General features: G+C 37.8%; 19 protein-coding genes and 1 tRNA gene. 13 read left to right on the top strand and 7 right to left on the bottom strand.

Features of this window, described 5'->3' with window-relative positions; all coding sequences use genetic code 11:
- The first annotated feature begins 89 nt into the window (after window positions 1-89).
- The 4 genes from KTI78_RS14575 (at window position 90) to hchA (ending at window position 4,091) form a co-directional block, all read left to right on the top strand.
- Window positions 90-908, top strand: a complete 819-nt coding sequence (locus tag KTI78_RS14575; protein ID WP_016143164.1) for an undecaprenyl-diphosphate phosphatase — start codon at window positions 90-92, stop codon at window positions 906-908.
- A 158-nt stretch (window positions 909-1,066) separates the two neighbouring features.
- Window positions 1,067-1,963, top strand: a complete 897-nt coding sequence (locus tag KTI78_RS14570) for an AraC family transcriptional regulator (RefSeq protein WP_262446515.1) — start codon at window positions 1,067-1,069, stop codon at window positions 1,961-1,963.
- A gap of 33 nt (window positions 1,964-1,996) precedes the next feature.
- Complete coding sequence (locus KTI78_RS14565; protein WP_262446514.1) at window positions 1,997-3,007, top strand: NAD(P)H-quinone oxidoreductase; 1,011 nt, start codon at window positions 1,997-1,999, stop codon at window positions 3,005-3,007.
- 208 nt (window positions 3,008-3,215) lie between these two features.
- Window positions 3,216-4,091, top strand: coding sequence for a glyoxalase III HchA (gene hchA, locus KTI78_RS14560; protein ID WP_239975993.1), 876 nt, complete (start codon window positions 3,216-3,218; stop codon window positions 4,089-4,091).
- Window positions 4,092-4,104: 13 nt separating this feature from the next.
- Here the strand turns inward: hchA and KTI78_RS14555 are convergent.
- A tRNA-Arg gene (locus tag KTI78_RS14555) sits at window positions 4,105-4,177 on the bottom strand.
- Window positions 4,178-4,236: 59 nt separating this feature from the next.
- Window positions 4,237-5,616 carry an amino acid permease gene (locus KTI78_RS14550; protein WP_004789335.1) on the bottom strand — a complete coding sequence of 460 codons (1,380 nt, stop codon included), beginning with the start codon at window positions 5,614-5,616 and terminating at the stop codon, window positions 4,237-4,239.
- Between the two features lie 378 nt (window positions 5,617-5,994).
- Here KTI78_RS14550 and prpF point away from each other — a divergent pair, with 378 nt between their 5' ends.
- From prpF to KTI78_RS14535, 3 genes are all read left to right on the top strand, one after another.
- Window positions 5,995-7,182: a 2-methylaconitate cis-trans isomerase PrpF gene (gene prpF / locus KTI78_RS14545; protein ID WP_262446513.1), complete on the top strand. Its 1,188-nt coding sequence runs from the start codon at window positions 5,995-5,997 to the stop codon at window positions 7,180-7,182.
- Window positions 7,183-7,343: 161 nt separating this feature from the next.
- Window positions 7,344-8,255: a polyprenyl synthetase family protein gene (locus KTI78_RS14540; RefSeq protein ID WP_262446512.1), complete on the top strand. Its 912-nt coding sequence runs from the start codon at window positions 7,344-7,346 to the stop codon at window positions 8,253-8,255.
- A 57-nt stretch (window positions 8,256-8,312) separates the two neighbouring features.
- On the top strand, window positions 8,313-8,681 hold the full coding sequence (locus KTI78_RS14535) for an MmcQ/YjbR family DNA-binding protein (RefSeq protein WP_262446510.1): 369 nt from the start codon (window positions 8,313-8,315) through the stop codon (window positions 8,679-8,681).
- 71 nt (window positions 8,682-8,752) lie between these two features.
- Here KTI78_RS14535 and KTI78_RS14530 read toward each other — a convergent pair whose 3' ends face one another.
- The 4 genes from KTI78_RS14530 to KTI78_RS14515 all read right to left on the bottom strand — a co-directional run bounded on the left by KTI78_RS14530 (window position 8,753) and on the right by KTI78_RS14515 (window position 11,813).
- Window positions 8,753-9,607 carry an SPFH domain-containing protein gene (locus tag KTI78_RS14530; protein WP_016143171.1) on the bottom strand — a complete coding sequence of 285 codons (855 nt, stop codon included), beginning with the start codon at window positions 9,605-9,607 and terminating at the stop codon, window positions 8,753-8,755.
- Between the two features lie 28 nt (window positions 9,608-9,635).
- Entirely contained in the window at window positions 9,636-10,097 is a 462-nt protein-coding gene (locus KTI78_RS14525; RefSeq protein WP_016143172.1) for an NfeD family protein, read from the bottom strand.
- A 105-nt stretch (window positions 10,098-10,202) separates the two neighbouring features.
- Complete coding sequence (locus tag KTI78_RS14520) at window positions 10,203-11,120, bottom strand: patatin-like phospholipase family protein (protein ID WP_002116244.1); 918 nt, start codon at window positions 11,118-11,120, stop codon at window positions 10,203-10,205.
- Between the two features lie 66 nt (window positions 11,121-11,186).
- Entirely contained in the window at window positions 11,187-11,813 is a 627-nt protein-coding gene (locus KTI78_RS14515) for a lysophospholipid acyltransferase family protein (protein WP_262446509.1), read from the bottom strand.
- Window positions 11,814-11,941: 128 nt separating this feature from the next.
- Here KTI78_RS14515 and KTI78_RS14510 point away from each other — a divergent pair, with 128 nt between their 5' ends.
- From KTI78_RS14510 to KTI78_RS14485, 6 genes are all read left to right on the top strand, one after another.
- Window positions 11,942-13,201 carry an MFS transporter gene (locus KTI78_RS14510; RefSeq protein ID WP_262446508.1) on the top strand — a complete coding sequence of 420 codons (1,260 nt, stop codon included), beginning with the start codon at window positions 11,942-11,944 and terminating at the stop codon, window positions 13,199-13,201.
- A 73-nt stretch (window positions 13,202-13,274) separates the two neighbouring features.
- On the top strand, window positions 13,275-13,466 hold the full coding sequence (locus KTI78_RS14505) for a hypothetical protein (protein WP_025470461.1): 192 nt from the start codon (window positions 13,275-13,277) through the stop codon (window positions 13,464-13,466).
- Between the two features lie 264 nt (window positions 13,467-13,730).
- Entirely contained in the window at window positions 13,731-15,056 is a 1,326-nt protein-coding gene (locus tag KTI78_RS14500; protein WP_239976000.1) for a DcaP family trimeric outer membrane transporter, read from the top strand.
- Between the two features lie 179 nt (window positions 15,057-15,235).
- Complete coding sequence (locus tag KTI78_RS14495) at window positions 15,236-16,885, top strand: phosphoethanolamine transferase (RefSeq protein WP_262446507.1); 1,650 nt, start codon at window positions 15,236-15,238, stop codon at window positions 16,883-16,885.
- Between the two features lie 14 nt (window positions 16,886-16,899).
- The gene (locus KTI78_RS14490) at window positions 16,900-17,574 is read left to right on the top strand and encodes a response regulator transcription factor (RefSeq protein ID WP_262446506.1); all 675 of its coding nucleotides are present in this window, start codon (window positions 16,900-16,902) and stop codon (window positions 17,572-17,574) included.
- Between the two features lie 24 nt (window positions 17,575-17,598).
- The gene (locus KTI78_RS14485) at window positions 17,599-18,933 is read left to right on the top strand and encodes a sensor histidine kinase (protein WP_262446505.1); all 1,335 of its coding nucleotides are present in this window, start codon (window positions 17,599-17,601) and stop codon (window positions 18,931-18,933) included.
- A gap of 1 nt (window position 18,934) precedes the next feature.
- On the opposite strand, the gene KTI78_RS14480 is transcribed toward KTI78_RS14485, so the two are convergent.
- Window positions 18,935-19,642: a phosphatase PAP2 family protein gene (locus KTI78_RS14480; RefSeq protein WP_262446504.1), complete on the bottom strand. Its 708-nt coding sequence runs from the start codon at window positions 19,640-19,642 to the stop codon at window positions 18,935-18,937.
- Window positions 19,643-19,718 lie beyond the last annotated feature (76 nt).

The raw sequence follows: 19,718 nt of genomic DNA, 5'->3' as shown, positions 1-19,718 counted from the left end.
GAACATGTGTTAAGTCTAATTTGAGACTTACCAATTGCGATAAAACTAATTTTAGATCGTTCTAATGATTAACTTTCTTTGAGCAAGTTATGGAAAATTTTGAAGTTATAAAAGCACTGTTTTTAGGCTTTGTCGAAGGCTTAACTGAATTTTTACCTATCTCGAGTACAGGCCATTTAATTTTATTTGGTCATATTATCGATTTCCATTCAGACGGCGGTCGTGTATTTGAGGTCGTAATCCAGTTAGGTGCTATTTTGGCAGTGTGCTGGTTATACCGACAAAAAATTATTAACTTGATTAAGGGATTCTTTAGTGGCGATGTAGAATCACGTCATTTTGCGATTAGTGTGCTTATTGCATTCTTCCCAGCAGTCATTATTGGTGTTTTAGCTGTCGACTTCATTAAAAGTGTTCTGTTCAGCCCAATCGTTGTTGCGATTGCTTTGATTGTCGGTGCTCTTATCATTTTCTGGGTTGAATCTAGACAGTTTGAGCATAAGACACTGGATGCAACTAAAATTACTTTTAAACAAGCGCTTTTAGTAGGCCTTGCTCAGTGTGTGGCCATGATTCCAGGAACTTCACGTTCAGGTGCAACAATTGTAGGCGGAATGTTTGCTGGCTTGTCACGTAAAGCTGCTACAGAATTCTCTTTCTTCCTTGCAATGCCAACCATGTTGGGTGCTGCAACTTTTGACTTGATTAAAAATGCTGACGTACTCACCTCAGACAATATGATTAATATTGGGGTAGGTTTCGTTGCTGCATTTATTGCTGCGCTGTTTGTTGTAAAAGCATTGGTATTATTTGTAGAACGTCATACCTTACGTGTATTTGCTTGGTACCGAATTGTACTCGGTGTAATTATTTTAATTGCAGCCATGTTCTTTAATTTATCGGCTTAAATCATCTGATAAAGTGAAAAAACCTAGAATGCTCTAGGTTTTTTTATGCCTAAAAATTGATTTGAATTGCCTATTTATACAAAGTAAACGCAAGACAGATGTTTTCATTTTAGGTTCATTGTTATATTGATTATTAGATTACTTCTCACAATAAAACTATGCTGCGAAATCATCTTACAGAACATTTGGTCGATGCTTTTTTGCACTTGGCTCCAGTAGAAGGTCTCTATCCTACTTTTATTTCTAATATCACTTTAATGCGGGTAGACCATTCCACGCAACCTATTGCAGTGCTACAAGAGCCTTCAATTGTTTTAGTGATACAGGGATTAAAGCGAGGGTATATTGGTAAAGAAATCTTTCAGTTTCAACAAGGCCAGTGCTTATTCATCTCAATTGCAATACCGTTTGATTGCGATACTATTGTCGAAAATAATGAACCGATGTTGGCGATTGCAATAAAGTTTGAACCACAAATGATGGCTGATCTCATTACTAAAATGGATAAACAGCAACAAGTGGTTACTGAAAATGCTCATTCAGAAGATTTAAAATTAAGCTGTGGGCTTAGAGTGATTGACATGAATGCCACCATTTCAGAGGTTACTCTCAGATTACTCAATCTACTCCGCTCTAAACAAGATACTTTTATATTGGGTGAGCAAGTTAAAAGAGAATTGGTTTATCGTGTGGTACAGGCCTCGGGTGGCAATCTAGTAGAGAGCTTATCGGCTATGGCAAGTCGAAATGGTGTGATTTATACCATTTGTGAAATTATTCAGCGTGATTATTATCATAACTTAACGGTTCAAGAGTTGGCGAAACAAGCGGGCATGAGCATCTCGCTTTTTCATCAGACTTTTAAAAAGGTGACGAATTATTCGCCCTTACAGTACATCAAAATTACTCGGTTACATAAGGCACGCGAACTTATCATGAACAATAAAATGGGTGTAGCAGAAGCAGCCTATGAAGTTGGATATGTGAGTGCCTCACAGTTTAGCCGAGAATTTAAGCGACTGTTTGGCGTTCCACCCAAGTCCTCAATTATTTAAAGTAAATTAAGTATTTTGGAATATAAATCAAACATGGAGCATTTTATGACCCTTCCAACAACCATGAAAATTATTGAAATTACGGCTCCTGGTGGACCTGAGGTTCTAAAAGTTCAAGATGCTAATCTTCCAGCACCTCAAGCAGATGAAGTTTTAATTGAGGTAAAGGCTGCTGGAATTAACCGCCCTGATGTCTTACAACGTATGGGGTTATATCCGATGCCTAAAGGTGTTACTCAAATCCCCGGACTTGAAGTCGCTGGTGTTGTGGTTGCTGTAGGTGAACAAGTAGATCAATTCAAGGTTGGAGATAAAGTTTGTGCTCTAACAAATGGCGGTGGTTATGCTGAGTATTGTGCGGTAACTGCAACTCAAGTATTGCCAATACCTGAAAATTTAACGTTTACGCAAGCTGCTGCTATTCCAGAAACATTTTTTACGGTTTGGGCAAACTTATTTGATATCGGCCGTTTAAAGAAAGATGAAACTGCCCTGATTCATGGCGGTGCAAGTGGTATTGGAACCACAGCTTTAGCGATTTGCCAAGCTTTAGGAATTAAAACTTTTGCTACGGTTGGTAGTGAAGATAAAGTTGAAGCACTCTCTAGTTTCACCACAGCAATTAACTATAAAACCCAAGATTTTGAGCAAGAAGTTTTGAAACATACTCAAGATCAAGGTGTTGATGTTATTTTGGATATTGTGGGTGGTTCTTATTTCACGAAAAATTTAAATTTATTAAAACGTGATGGCCGACTGGTCATTATTGGTTTTATGGGTGGTCGAATCGCAAAAGAATTTGATTTACAAAAACTGATTTTAAAACGTGCCACAATTACAGGTTCAACGATGCGAGCACGTAATAGCCAAGAAAAAGCAGAGATTGCACAATCTTTGCATGAGCATGTATGGCCGCTTTTGGCTCAAGGTAAATGTTTACCGCAAATCTATAAAACCTATGCTTTTTCAGATGTACAAAGTGCCCATGCGTGTATGGAGCAAGGTGATCATATTGGAAAGATCGTTTTAGTAATGAATGCGTAACGCTGTAATCATTGAAGTTTGGGCGAACGACAGATTCGCCTAAACTGAATTTTATAATTCTAGATTCTGCCTATTTCTCTATAAAAATTGTCAAATTCTATTGGCAGATTGCACCAGTTCCATAACTTCACCTATAAATTGAGTAAGAAATAACAATTGGTTCTTACCTTATTATTTCTTTCCATACTGATGAAAAAGGATAGTAACAATGAATACCGCAAATATTGATGATAAAAATCCTACTCCAGATTTGGCTGAAGATAATGCCTTTTTCCCATCACCATACTCACTGAGCCAATATACTGCTCCTAAAACCGATTACGATGGCACGACTTATTCAACGCCGTATACGGGCAATAAAAAAGTTTTAATGATTGCGACTGATGAACGTTACATCCAGATGCAAAACGGTAAGTTCTTTTCAACAGGTAACCATCCTGTAGAAATGCTTTTACCGATGTTTCATTTAGATAATGCAGGTTTTGAAATTGATGTTGCGACACTTTCAGGAAATCCAGCCAAACTTGAAATGTGGGCAATGCCAAAGCAAGAACAAGTGGTATTAGATACTTTTCAAAAATACGCAGATAAATTAAAAAATCCTTTAAAGCTAACTGATATTTTAGAAACAGTAGTGGGGGAAAACTCACCTTATGCGGCCGTATTTATTCCAGGTGGGCATGGTGTTTTAGCTAAAATTCCACATAGTCTTGAAGTGAAAAAAGTCCTTAAATGGGCAGTTGAACAAGATAAATTTATTATTACGTTATGTCATGGTCCAGCTTCATTGCTGGCTGCGGCAGTAGATGAACAGCCAGAAAACTATATTTTTAAAGGCTATCAAATTTGTGTATTCCCGGATTCATTAGATAAAGGAGCAAATATTGATATTGGCTATATGCCGGGAGCTTTACCTTGGCTAGTAGGTGAAAACCTTGAAAAACTCGGTGTGGAAATTTTAAATAAAGGCATTACAGGTCAATGTCATAGAGACCGTAAATTGTTAACTGGTGATAGTCCGCTTGCTTCTAATAATTTAGGAAAACTTGCAGCTGAAACGTTGTTGGCTGAAGTGAAGGATTAAGTTATGAAATATGTGCGCCCTGCGGGACTCGAACCCACGTCGGTCGCTTAGGAGGCAACTGCTCTATCCAGTTAAGCTAAGGGCGCATAATTTTCTGATTATAAACAAAAAAGCCATTGTCTAGACAATGGCTTTTTAGATTTATTTATTCTTCAGGATTCTCAATGGAATCTAGTTTTTTAGGATTTAAATAGTCAAAAAGTACGAGCATTGCCGTAATCCAAATAGGGATCATCATTACTGACTCTTTGAAGCCTTGAGTCCACATAATATAGAGAACCACAGCAATAAACGCTAAAACTAAATAATTACTAAATGGCGACCATAACGCTGGAAAAGATGTCTTAATATTCGCGTGCTTAACAAAGCGTCTATACTTCAAATGTGTAATTGATATCATTGCCCAGTTTAGAACAAGTGCACCAACCACAACGTACATAAGATGTCCAAGAGCATCTTCAGGTACAAAGTAGTTTAAAAGAACACAACCAAAGATTAATAAAGCAGAAAGTAGAACAGCGGGAATAGGAACCCCCTGTTTATTAGTTTTTGCAAAAACTTTTGGTGCATTCCCTTGTTGAGCGAGACTGTAGAGCATACGGCTATTTGCAAACATCCCACTGTTATAAACAGAGAGGGCAGCAGTTAAGATAATAAAGTTCAGTAAGTGTGCAGCCCAACCAATTCCCATTTGGCTAAAAATCATAACAAATGGACTTTTGTCGAGACCGCCAAGATCTAACTGGTTCCATGGCACTAATGAAAGTAAGATCGCTAGTGAACCGATATAGAAAATCAAGATACGGAAAACGACTTGGTTAATTGCTTTTGGAATGGTTTTTTTCGGATCTTTTGCTTCCGCTGCGGCCATACCAATCAGTTCAATACCACCAAAGGCGAACATCAAGAAAGCCAACATATAGAACAGGCCGCTAAAGCCATTTGGAAAAAATCCACCATGAGACCAAAGGTTACTAAATGAAATACTTGAACCTACATCTGCTGTAAATAGCAAATAAAGCCCAAACACAATCATTGAGATGACCGCAGCAACTTTAATAATAGCGAGCCAGAATTCGGACTCACCATAGAATTTGACGTTAGTTAAGTTAATTGCCGTAATCACGACAAAGAAAAATAAGACAGAAGTCCACGCTGGAATATGAGGCCACCAATAATTAATATATTTGGCTACCGCGGTGAGCTCACTCATCGCCACCAGAACGTAGAGTATCCAATAGTTCCATCCGGTTAAAAATCCGGGAAATTTCCCCCAATATTTATACGCAAAATGGCTGAACGATCCTGCAACAGGTTCTTCAACAATCATTTCTCCCAAGTGACGCATAATCAAAAACGCGATTAAGCCGCCAATGGCATATCCTAAAATAATGGATGGTCCCGCAGATTGAATCACTTGCGCCGAGCCTAAAAATAATCCGGTACCAATTGCTCCACCCATAGCAATTAATTGGATGTGTCGATTTTTTAGTCCTCGTTGCAGTGTAGAAGATTCGTTGGTCAAAGGTCTTCACTCACAATGAATAAGTAAATTATTCTAATAGATGGAGTTATTTTAGCCTAGACTACAAATTAATAAGCTGTGACTGAAAAGTAATATTAAAATATATTTAAAATCATTGGCTTACTTTTAATATTTCAATATAGAGTAAAAAGTCCTCTAAAAAATATAATTTCATATAGACTTTTTTTCTTAGATTTTGCTTAGATTAAGTCATTGCAAGCATATTGCTAAATTCTCAAAATATGCTCGCGTCAATACGATTGATGTATAAAGCAGATCGCTATCTCTTGGCCTTAAAACAATTTAAGATGCAGAGAAGGGTAAACAAGAATGCTTGTTTTGATATAGAAGAACATAATAGTAAGGATAACAGTTGATATGAGCTCAGTACCGCAAATTAAAATTCCAGCAACTTATATGCGTGGTGGAACCAGTAAAGGTGTCTTTTTTAAGCTTGATGATTTGCCGGAAAAAGCCCAAGTTGCAGGACAAGCCAGAGATCAGCTCTTACTACGTGTAATTGGTAGCCCAGACCCATATGGAAAACAAATTGATGGCATGGGTGGTGCCACTTCGAGTACCAGCAAAACAGTTATTCTCGCTAAAAGTACTCAGCCAGATCATGATGTCGATTATTTATTTGGTCAGGTTTCAATAGATCAACCTTTCGTAGATTGGAGCGGTAACTGCGGTAATTTGACTGCTGCTGTTGGTTCTTTTGCGATATCAAATGGTTTAGTTGATGCAAATCGTATTCCAGAAAATGGCCTATGTACGGTTCGAATTTGGCAAAAAAATATTCAAAAAACCATTATTGCGCATGTGCCTATCACCAATAGTCAAGTTCAAGAAACAGGTGATTTTGAACTGGATGGGGTGACTTTCCCTGCAGCTGAAGTTCAAATTGAGTTTTTAGATCCAGCTGATGATGGTGAAGAAGGCGGCGATATGTTCCCGACAGGAAATATTGTTGACGAATTAGAAGTCCCTGACATTGGTCGTTTCCAAGCGACATTTATTAATGCAGGTATTCCAACCATTTTCTTAAATGCAGAAGATTTGGGTTACCAAGGTACAGAGCTGCAAGATCATATTAATAGTGATGCAACTGCATTGGCACGTTTTGAGAAAATTCGTGCGTATGGTGCGGTACAGATGGGCTTAATTAAAGATATTTCAGAAGCAGCTGCGCGTCAGCACACACCAAAAATTGCTTTTGTTTCTAAACCGAAAAACTATACGGCATCGAGTGGTAAACAAGTTTCCGATAGTGATGTCGATTTATTGGTTCGTGCTTTGTCGATGGGTAAATTACACCATGCGATGATGGGAACAGCAGCAGTGGCGATTGGCACGGCAGCCGCTATTCCGGGTACTTTAGTAAATTTAGCTGCGGGTGGTGGTGAGCGTGAAGCGGTACGTTTCGGTCATCCATCTGGAACATTACGTGTTGGCGCTCAAGCCGAACTTGTTAATGATCAATGGGTCGTTAAAAAGGCGATTATGAGCCGGAGTGCACGTGTGTTAATGGAAGGTTGGGTACGCGTTCCGGGTGACAGTTTCTAAAACACTTAAGAATGAAAAAGCCTCTCAATTTTGTAGAGGCTTTTTTACATAGGCCTTCGAAAACTCATCACGCACTTTTCACAGTGAATCGTGTATGATGTAGCGCATGAATGCTTCATGACATTCAATAAAATTTCTCTACTGATTTTATCGAGGCGACTGTGTCATCACTCTCTCAAGTTAATGCGGATGTTTTAAAACAAGCTCAACAACGTATTCAACAAGATTTATTGACGACACTGGCTGCATTCTCAATTCCAGAGCCTTTAAAAGGCGCAGTACATCATGCAGTTATGCTTGGTGGAAAGCGTGTGCGTCCGGCTTTATGTTATGCCACTGCCTCTTTACAGCCAAATCCGAATTTTGCTGCAGCTCGCCGTGCTGCGGTCGCAGTTGAACTTATTCATTGTTACTCACTAGCGCACGATGATTTGCCTTGTATGGACAATGATTTGCTTCGCCGTGGTCAACCGACTTGTCATGTTGCGTTTGGTGAAGATACTGCTTTGCTTGCAGGTGACATATTACAATCAATGGCTTTTGAGGTTTTAGGTAGCCGTTTGTTTGATGAACAAGGGCAGGGTACTGATGCCGCGATTGTGTTAAAACAAATGCAGATTTTAGCAACTGCCAGCTCTAAAATGGTTTCTGGACAGGTTTTAGATTTACAATCTGAAGGCAAGCAAATCACTCAAGACGAACTTGAAAATATCCATCGCAATAAAACTGGGGCGCTCATTCAAGCAGCTATTATGATGGGTGCAGTGACCATTTTCTCTGGAACAGATCAAGCAATTCCAAAGTTACGTCAATATGGCCAAACAATTGGATTAGCTTTTCAGGTTTTAGACGATATTCTTGATATTACTTCGAGTACTGAAACCTTGGGTAAAACTGCGGGTAAGGATGAGCAAGTACAAAAATCGACATACCCAGCCTTAATGGGTCTTGAGCAAGCAAAAAACTATGCTAAAGAGTTGCATGATCAAGCTTTTGAAGCCTTAGCTCATTTTGGTGACGATGCAAAAGAATTAGTAGATATCTCACAATTCCTTTTAGCTCGTACCAATTAATAAGATTAAATCAATATTCATGCTTCTATTCATATTCAATGAATAAAGGAGAAAAGAATGAATGGTGCTCAGCTTCATCAAAATGCAATTGAAATCGCGCGCAATCTTCCTTTTAGTGAGCAAACTCATCCATTTGGACCTGAATATGAAGTTTTTAAAATATTAGAAAAAATATTCATGCTGACTACAGAAGTCGCGGGCGTCAAAATGGTTAATGTCAAATGTGATCCGTATAAAAGTCAGGAATATCAAGAACTCTATTCATTTATTATTCCGGGCTATCATATGAATAAAAAGCACTGGATTTCGATTACACCGCATAAGAACTTAACAAGTGATTTACTTCAAGATTTGATTCATGATTCTTATGATTTAGTCGTGAAGAAACTTCCTTTGAAAGATCAGAAAAAATTAAAAAACCAATAATATAAAAGATAAAAAAACGGTGGCATGATGGCCACCGTTTTGCTTTCAATTACTTATTTAAAGTAACTAAATTAATTATGTTTTCCCATAATGCCGCGAATTGTATTTAAAACATCGGCAGGTAAAACCACAGTTTTAGCATTACTTGATTTCGCCATATCTTGCATTGCTTTGACATACTGCTCACCTAACAGGTAAGCAACAGGTGTTTCTTTATCACCCACTGCACTTGTGACCATCTCAATTGCTTTTTGTGAAGCTTCAGCCAAAACAACTTGTGCTTCTGCATCACGGCGAGAGGCTTCTAAGCGTCCGTCAGCCTCTAAAATAGCAGCTTGTTTTTCACCATCAGCTCTCGTTACTGTCGCACGGCGTTGACGTTCTGCCGCAGCTTGAGCTTCCATGGCAGCTTGCATGGTTGAAGAGGGTTGAATATCTTGAATTTCAACAGTTTTTAATGTGATACCCCAATCTGAAATATCATCAGAAATAGCTGCTTTTAACTTAGCTTTAATATGGTCTCGTGAAGACAAAGCATCATCTAGATCCATTTCACCGACAATAGAACGTAATGAAGTTTGTACAAGGTTTTGAATTGCCCATGTATAGTTTTCAATACCATAAACTGCTTTTTCTGGTGTGGTTAAATTAATATATGCCACAGCATTCATGAGCAATACCGCATTGTCACGTGTAATCACTTCTTGAGATGGGATATCTAACACAATATCTTTAGTGGTAACTTTATAAGCCACATCATCGACATAGGGAATCACAAAATTAAGCCCTGGATTTAGGGTAGAGTGATATTTACCTAAGCGTTGAACAATCCACTTATAACCCTGAGGAACAATGCGAACCCCTTTAAAAATAGTGATAGCCACAAAAGCCAAAAAGGCTAAAACAATAATAGTACCAACTGGCATGAAAATACCCTCTCTTTATCTTTAATGTTTATGAAGTACCGTGGGACTGGACAATTAAGTCATTACCCGAAATATCAATAACTCTAACGCGGTCACCGACTTTGACTGGAGTAGTACTTCGACAGTTCCATTCATCGGCTCCTAAAATAGGCATTGGAAAGCGAACAATAATTTGATCATGATCAAGACCGGTTTGAATCACCATACCGATTTGACCAATAGTCGCTTCACGGGGTAATCCCGCTTTAGTTTTATCAATTGATAATGGTTTAATAAATTTGAACCAAAGAATGGTGCATAGCACTGAAAGAACTATCCACAATACAATTTGCGTTGTGAGGCTAATATCTGGAAATAACCAGTAGAGAAAGCACACCATAATGGCGGCAATACCAAACCAAAGCGCGGCAAAGGCGGGTAGAATCAGTTCAGAAAGAATAAGTAAGATACCCAATACAAACCAGTGCCAAGGTTGTATAACAAACTCCATAGATCTGCTCTTTTATATATCTTTATGATGGGTAAAAGTGACTCAATATCACTTTTACCACTGTAGCAGATGATGGGGAGTGTGGATAGAAAAAAACCACTTCAATTAAAATTTAGGGCGTGGTGCAGGTTTAAATGCAGCTGGAGATTTTTTGAAGTTTGCAATTGCAGTTTCAACTTGGCGTATTTGCGCTTGAGCAGCTTTTTCACCTTCTAAAATTGCTTGATTACTTGATTTGAGATCAAGCGTACCTAGGTGACCAACTTTAGGTTGAATCACTACATTGGCTTGCTTGAGTTCTTCATTAATACTTTGCTGACCCATAATATTAATGGTTTGATCCAGTAGTCCCCACATGTTTGCTGGGCGGTTCCCTGCTGGACGTGCAGAAATATCAACCGCAATCACAATATCAGCACCCATGTCACGAGCGGTCTTAACAGGAATTGGGCTAACCAACCCACCATCTACATATTTCTGCTTGCCAATAGTTGTTGGTACAAACACATTTGGAATACTACAAGATGCACGTACGGCTTGGCCTGCATTACCTTTAATAAAGTCAGCTTTTTGACCATTATCAAGGCGCGTTGCTACGGCAGCAAAACGAATTGGAAATTTCTCAATTGGTTTGTTGCCTACGTTACGGTTAACGTAGTCCTGTAACTTTTGTCCAAGAATAATACCCTGACGGTTGAGTGTTAAATCGCGGATATCCGATTCTTGTAACTTCAGCGCTAGACTTTGCAATTGATAAGGCGTTTGTCCACTTGCGTAGATACTTCCCACAAAGCTACCGGCACTCGTACCTGTCACAATTTTAGGTTTAATTCCGTGAGACTCTAAAACCTTGATTACACCAATATGTGAAAATCCTTTTGCTCCACCGCCACCTAAAGCAAGTGCAATCACAGGTTCACGGGCTTTCATTGAGGTTGTCGGTGTTGGTGTTTTGCTAAATTTATCACAGCCAAAGAGTGCTAGAGAGATAAATCCAATACTGGCAAATTGAGCAATTTTCATCTTTAAAAATAATCTACGTCGAGATAAATTAAGAAGGGCCATAAGACCAGATTTGCTCAATTTTTGCTAGGTTTTTTTCACTAGATTTTGTAAAGGTTCAGCGAGCCAATTGCGATTTTTGGGTGATATTTTTCCTTCATAACGCTCAAAAATCTTAGCGAGATCTTCATCATAGTTACCACTAGGATTTAAGTGCCCTAAGCAGTGAATCGTCTTGCGGTCATAATCGAAAGAAAACATCACAATGGGAATATTGGCTTTTGCAGCAATATGGTAAAAACCACTTTTCATTTTTTTTGCTTTTTTACGTGTGCCTTCGGGTGCCATTCCAATCCAGATCTTGTCATGTTTTTGAATAGTAGCAACGACTTGTTCTGTCAGTCCATTGGCCGTGTCACGTTTAACAGGAATGACCCCAGCCCAATCTAAAGCTCGTTTAAAAGGTGGTTTAAAAAGAGCGTCTTTACCTAATACCGTAATTTGGATACCTAATCCGAAAATCGCAAGAAAGCCATACCATCCATCAATATTAGAGGTATGGGGTGAGATAATCGCGACTGCTTTTGGAAAATTGGGAACTTCACCTTCGATTGTCCAACCTTGTGCTAAAAAAAGTTTCTTAAATAGCGCCCGACTTAAAGCAGTGCCACGTTGGGGTACCAAATCAGGTAAATTAGGGAAATGTTGATCCATATTTTTTTAAATTTTAACTTGTCCTCGTTTTATCTTAATCTTTTGAAATATATGCTTCATTGGCAAAATGTAAGAACAACATGACATTTGATGTTATTCCTCATTAAACAAATAAAAAGTAGGTTTCTATGTTGCGGCAGCAAAATCTTTATCTTCTGCTATTTTCTTTATATTGGGCACAAGGACTGCCTGTCGGGTTTATGACCCATGCTTTACCCGTGATCTTAAGAGCAGAAGGAGTTTCACTCGCCCATATTGGTGGTTTTGGCTTATTAATGCTGCCTTGGTCAATCAAGATTTTTTGGGCGCCGTGGGTCGATCGACACGCACTTTCCCGTTTAGGGCACTATCGTAGTTGGATATTACCTACGCAGTTTTTGACGGTAGGTGTACTTTGTATTTTGTCTTTTTTCCCCGTTCAAGCTTTAGATCAGCCCATTTATTTATTCGCCTTTTTCATTTCACTTCTTTTTATGAATTTAACAGGAGCAACCCAAGATATTGCGACCGATGCTTTAGCAGTCAATTTATTGAAACATGATCAACAACATTGGGGGAATACATTTCAGGTCATTGGTTCGCGGCTAGGTTTTATTGTCGGTGGAGGTGCCGTACTTTGGTGTTTAGACTGGCTGACATGGCAACCTACTTTTTTGCTATTAGCAACCATAGTATTTTTAAATACTTTACCCGTTTTATTATTTAAAGAGCCTCAACACACTTCTCATCTAAATGAAGAACCCAAACTTGGCCAACAAAATTTAATTCTAAAAATTAAAGCCTATTTGGGATATTTCTCCCAAAGTAAAGAGCTCCGTTCTTGGTTAATAATACTCATCACTTTTAAAATAGCGGACGGCTTAGCGGGACCATTACTCAAACCCTTAATGGTGGATATGGGGTTAAGTTTTACTCAAATTGGTGTTTATATCACGATGCTCGGTGCAGTAGCGGCGCTGATAGGGGCCGCAGTAGCAGGATGGGGGCTTAAATACTTTTCAAGGTCAACAGCTTTAATTGTTTTTTCAGTCTTTAAAATTATAAGTCTAGGAGCCTATGCTTATTTAGCTTATACCTATGAACAAAAAATTCAGATCAATGTCTGGGCTATCTATATAGTAAATGCTTTAGAAGACGCCTTCTCGGCAATGTTGTTGGTGGTTATGTTGACTCTAGTCATGCATTACAGTCGCAAAGAATATGCAGGAACAGATTTTACCTTTCAAGTATCAGTCATGGCGACTGTGAGTGGTCTTCTTTATAGTTTTAGTGGGGTGATTGGTGATGTACTTGGTTATTTCCATTATTTGATAGCTATTGTCATTATTGGAATGATTACTTTACTGCCTATTTATCTCTGGAAATATGAAAAACTACAGGAAAATTAATGTTAACTAAATGAAATAAAGAAACTTAATATTGCTTAAGCCATGATCAAGCCTAGATCTACTACCTTGGTCTATGTTTTTAAAAATGTATATTTTTAGCTATTTAAATGCGCTATTAATTGTGCCATCTTGTGTGGGTAGCAAATGGAAGCTAACTGGAGAAAAAATGGATTTCGATAACAAGAAAAATCATGTGAATCAATCAAAATCGGCAGAAAAATGTTCAATTAGATTGGATATTAGCCTAAAGTCTAAAAAAGAATAATGAAATAACGATTTAATCATTCTATAAGATAAGAGAGTTGTGTAGGATTCGTTACAACATGAAGTTAAGGTAAAAATCTGTAAAACAAAGTATGTCTTTGGTTATAGGCTTTAGTCTTGCACAGCGTTGAAATTGGTTTTGGTTGCGGTAATAAAATTAATGTAACCAAAGTGGAGGAGAGTTGATTTTTTAGCCCCTTAATTTAATGGCGTAAATCAACTTGGCATGGATAGGCAACATAAAATATATTTTTAGGAGTTCTTGATGGATCTATTCCTTAATCGTAAATCTTTCGTTATTAAAAGTTTAGCTCTTACAGTAACAGCTTTAATGATGAGTGGGGCACATGCTGCAACTTCCGACAAAGCGGAAATTCAACAGCTTCGTAAAGAAGTAGAAGCACTTAAAGCTTTAATTCAACAACAACAGCAAGTACAGCAACAACAACAGCAAGTACAGCAACAACAGCAAGTACAACTCGCTGAAGTTAAAGCACAACCTGTTGCTGCACCAGTTTCACCTTTAGCAGGATTTAAATCTAAAGCTGGCGCTGATGTGAATCTATATGGTTTTGTTCGTGGCGACGCTAATTATATTATTGAAGGTGCTGATAACGACTTTGGTAAAGTAGCTGAATCAAAAGGCGAAGCAAAAGACAAAATTCGTGCAACTGCTAAAACGACTCGTCTAGGCCTTGATTTCACAGCTCCAGTAAATGATGCCAAAGTCGGTGGTAAACTCGAAGTTGACTTTGCTGGTTCAACAACAGATTCAAATGGCTCATTGCGTGTTCGTCATGCTTATGTAACATATAATAACTGGTTATTTGGTCAAACAACTTCAAACTTCTTAGCTAATCATGCACCAGAAATGATCGACTTCTCGACAAACATTGGTGGTGGTACTACTCGTGTTCCACAAGTACGCTATAACTACAAACTAGGACCAACAACACAATTGTTTGTAGCGGCTGAAAAAGGTGATAGCGCTGGTCTTACTGGTACAAAAGATACAGATGGTAGCTGGGTAAATGACAGTATTAAATATAGTTTGCCAGTATTAACTGCTAAAATCACTCAAGGCTATGCAGATGGTAAAGGTTCTGCTTCAGCTCGTGCATTAGTTGAAAACTATAAATCAAAAGCTGGCGGTGATAACCAAACCGGTTGGGGTGTAGCTGTTGGTACAGACTTTAAAGTATCTGATCCTTTAAAACTATTTGCTGATGCATCTTATGTTGTAGGTAACAGTAACTACTTATATGGTAGTAATAAGGCCTATACAATCGTAAATGGTGATATTGAGCAAAATGAATTTGTAGCCGTACAAGTGGGTGGAACTTATAAAATTTTACCTAACTTACGTTCGACTTTAGCTTACGGCGCTCAATTCTCTGATGACGGCACTGACTATGCTAAAGCATATGCAGCTGGTAATGAAAAAGTTCAACAAGCATGGATTAACTTCATTTATACACCAGTTAAACCAATTGATTTAGGTGTTGAATACGTTAACGGTAAGCGTGATACCTTTGATGGTAAGTCTTACAAAGATAACCGTGTTGGTTTAATGGCTAAATATAGTTTCTAAGAACAATATTTAGTTAAAAATTAAAAAAGGCGAGGTTAATTAATCTTGCCTTTTTGTTATTTAAAATTTAAAAAATAAATATGCAGTAAGGTCGGTGGATTAGATCATTTTTTATTTAAGTCATTTTTAAGTTTCAATTTCTACATTAGAGCATCATAAAAAGATTGTAGTCGTCCGAGATGCTGAATTTTTTTTCTACATTAAAAAATAAACAGGTTTCACTGTTTATGTTTAATTTAATTTTAGCTATTTGGTTGGGGGCCATTCTCAATATTGGTTTCTTCCATAGCATTGATATTTTAACTCCATATTTTGGAGTAAAGGCTATTCTATTTTTAGCTGCTACAGTAGTTATTGTAGTTGCTGCTTATTATGCAGTTTTACAGATTTTAAACTGGACATGGACCGCTAAAATTTTTGCAATTTTACTGCTCATGATTGGTGGTTTTAGCTCTTATTTCGTCAATACCTTAGGGATAATCATCTCGCCCGATCAGATTCAAAATATGATACAAACAGATGTATCTGAAGTTTCTGATTTAATTTCATTACGTTTTGGACTCTGGACAATTTTCTTTGTTGTTTTACCTATTATTTTAATTACGCAGGTAAAACTTAAAAAAGAAAAAGTATCTTATTTATTAATGAAAAAACTTGGTTCGATTGTGGGTTCATGTGCAATCGTGGGTATTTTACTATTTGTTTATTATGTTGATTTTGCATCTATTTTTCGTGAGCATCGTGATTTAAAAGGTATGATCTCACCACAAAATAGCATTTCTTCCTTGATGTCTTATTATCACAAAATGGCGCCTAAAAAGAACCTGCCACTTATACATTATGGTGAAGATGCTCATCAAGTTCAGCAAGTACAAAACAACTTGCCTAAATTAATGGTATTGGTGGTAGGCGAGACTGCCCGTGCGGAAAGCTTTGCATTAAATGGTTATTCAAAAAATACGAACCCAGAGCTTACTAAACAAGATATTTTGAATTTTTCACAAGTCAGCTCATGCGGTACAGCAACTGCTGTGTCAGTTCCATGTATGTTCTCTGGTATGCCACGCGTTGACTATGATGAACAACTTGCAAGTCATCGTGAAGGTCTATTGGACATTGCCAAACGAGCGGGTTACCAAGTGACTTGGATTGATAATAACTCTGGTTGTAAGGGCGCGTGTGATCGTGTTGAGCAGTACCCGATATCAGAAAAGTTAAAGCAAAAATGGTGTAAAGATGGCGAATGCTATGATGATATTTTGATTGATAGCTTAAATGAGTATTTAGCAACTATTCCTAAAGAAGACACCCGTCCACGGCTCATTGTTTTACATCAAGTCGGAAGTCATGGCCCAGCCTATTACAAACGTGCGCCTGCTCAATATCAACCGTTTAAACCGACTTGTGATACTAATGCGATACAGGGCTGTTCTCAAACAGAGTTATTGAATAGTTATGATGATACGATTGTGTATACAGACCATGTGTTAAGTCAGTTGATTAATAATTTAAAAGAAATATCGAAATATCAAACAGGATTATGGTATTTATCTGATCATGGTGAATCAACTGGCGAACATGGTTTATATTTACATGGTTCACCGTATGCAATCGCACCGAGTCAACAAACACATGTACCAATGATTATGTGGTTCTCTGATAAATGGAAACAACACAATTTTGCACAAGTAAGTTGTTTAAGCCAACAAACAAAAGAAACGTTAAGTCAGGATAATTTATTCCCAAGCTTATTAAGCTTGTTAGGCGTAAAAACTCAGGTCATCAACCCTCAACTGGATATGCTGCACTCGTGTGCCCATGTGAATTAAAGCGAGCTTAAAACATGACAAAAATCTTGATGATTGAAGATGATTTTATGATTGCAGAATCAACAATAACGTTGCTGCAATATCATCAATTTGAGGTGGAATGGGTCAATAATGGCTTAGATGGTCTGGCTCAGTTAGCTAAAAATAAGTTTGATTTAATTCTTTTAGACTTAGGGCTACCGATGATGGATGGCATGCAAGTCTTAAAGCAAATTCGCCAAAGAGCAGCGACACCAGTCTTAATTATTTCAGCACGAGATCAGTTACAAAACCGCGTGGATGGCTTAAACCATGGCGCAGATGATTACTTAATTAAACCCTATGAGTTTGATGAGTTACTTGCTCGTATTCACGCGCTATTACGCCGTAGCGGGGTAGAAGCTCAGCTTGCCAATCATGAGCAGCTATTACAAAGTGGTGATCTGGTTTTAAATTTTGAACAGCACATTGCTACTTTTAAAGGTCAACGTATTGATTTGTCCAATCGTGAATGGGCAATTCTTATTCCTTTGATGAGCCACCCAAATAAAATCTTTTCTAAAGCAAATCTTGAAGATAAGTTATATGATTTCGATAGTGATGTAACCAGTAATACGATTGAAGTATATGTGCATCACTTGAGAGCTAAACTCGGGAAAGACTTTATTCGAACGATTCGAGGGCTGGGTTATCGTTTAGGGCAATCGTAACTTAAATTTTGGAACTTCATAACAGTGCATTATTCATTAAAAAAACGACTGATTTGGGGCACCTCAGTTTTCAGTGTCATTTTAGGTTGTATATTAATTTTTAGTGCTTATAAAGTTGCACTTCAAGAAGTCGATGAAATTTTAGATACGCAGATGCGCTATTTAGCTGAACGAACAGCTGAATATCCATTGAAAACGGTAAGCAGTGAGTTTGATTTTCATAAAACTTATCATGAAGAAGATCTATTTGTAGATATTTGGGCTTATAAAGATCAAGCCCATTTATCTCACCATCTCCATTTATTGGTTCCACCCGTTACACAAGCAGGCTTTTATTCGCATAAAACTAGTCAAGGTTTAATCCGTACCTATGTTTTGCCATTAAAGGATTATCAAATCCAGATTAGCCAACAAGAAAAAGTCCGTGAAGCTTTTGCTTGGGAGCTTGCGGGCAGTATGTTTATTCCATATTTGATTATTTTACCTTTTGCGATTTTTGCTTTAGCTGCAATTATTCGTCGAGGTTTAAAGCCGATCGATGACTTTAAAAATGAACTGTCTCATCGTGATTCAGAAGAGCTGACACCTATTGAAGTTGTGGATTATCCTCAAGAACTGTTACCCACAATTGATGAAATGAACCGTCTTTTTGAGCGTATTTCTAAAGCACAAAATGAACAGAAGCAGTTTATTGCAGATGCTGCCCATGAACTTCGAACTCCTGTGACTGCTTTAAATTTACAGACCAAGATTTTAATTAGTCAGTTTCCTGAGCATGAATCACTGCAAAATTTGAGTAAAGGATTAGCACGTATTCAGCATTTAGTGACGCAGCTTTTAGCTCTGGCTAAGCAGGATGTCTCTTTAAGTGTGATTGAACCGACAAAAGCTTTTCAACTCAATGATGTCGCTTTAAATTGTGTTGAGCAGCTTGTTAATCTGGCTATGCAAAAAGAAATTGACTTAGGGTTTGTTCGTAACGAACCAATTGAAATGCATAGTGTCGAGCCAACAGTTCATTCAATTATTTTTAACTTAATTGATAACGCTATCAAATATACGCCTCATGAAGGGATGATTAACATTTCAGTCTTTAATACTACAGATGGCGATGCATGTATACAAATTGAAGATAGCGGGGCGGGGATTGACCCAGAGCATTATGATAAAGTACTAAAACGTTTTTACCGTGTACATCATCACCTTGAGGTTGGCAGTGGTTTGGGGCTATCGATTGTAGATCGAGCGACTCAGCGCTTAGGTGGGACTCTGACACTAGACAGAAGCTTAGAGCTTGGTGGACTTTCTGTTTTGGTTAAACTTCCTAAAGTTCTCCATATTCACGAAACAAGAACTTGAGTTAGGTAAGTTCTTGTTTGATTCGTTTCTCAAATTCAAAGCGGTGAATACAAATTGCATAGAATAAGATATTCACTGCCCAAACTACCCAACCTGTCCATAAATTATGACTCAGGAAATGTGCACCACGCATCATTTGTCCCCAACCCATCATAAAGCCCAAAATAATGCCTGCAATGAGATAAAAATAGGCACGTTTAGGTTGTTCAAGACGATAAACAAAATAACCTGTCATTAAAATAAAACCAGCGCTTGCATGGCCGCCTGGAAAGCAATGCCCATGCTTAGCAGTGAAGTCCCATACATAACTTAAAGCAGTAGGATGAATCATATTCCAAGGGCACGCATGAGCCGATTGTGATTTTAAGAGGCCAACTATACCGCTACCAACCATACTCACAAAAAACATATAGCCATATTGCCAGCGATAAGGCTTTAATTTTTCAACTTTAAATGATGCGAGCCACAGACCGAAAAAGATGACGTAAATGGTAGTAATGATTTGTTTAACAATTTCATGATTCAGTCTTTCAAGATACCAATTGTCTCGATTGAAAAAATGACCTGTTGAATCAATCCAAGGGTGGATGAAATACATGTCAATTTTTCCACCCACAGGAAAAACGATCAAAAGCAGGAAAAAACTGAAAAAAAGAAGAATGATATTAAGCTGAAAAAATTGTTTTTGTTGATTCATGCCATGCAACATCAATTAAATTGTGAGTAAAGGCATTACATAAAATTAAGCTTAAATTGCTCTTAAACTATACGAAGAAAGAAGTTCA

It is taken from the genome of Acinetobacter sp. WU_MDCI_Abxe161 (assembly GCF_025514355.1).
In the GTDB taxonomy this organism is placed as follows: Bacteria; Pseudomonadota; Gammaproteobacteria; order Pseudomonadales; family Moraxellaceae; genus Acinetobacter; species Acinetobacter pittii_E.
The sequence above is the reverse complement of the archived record's forward strand: the minus strand, read 5'-3'. Positions and strand labels throughout refer to the sequence as shown.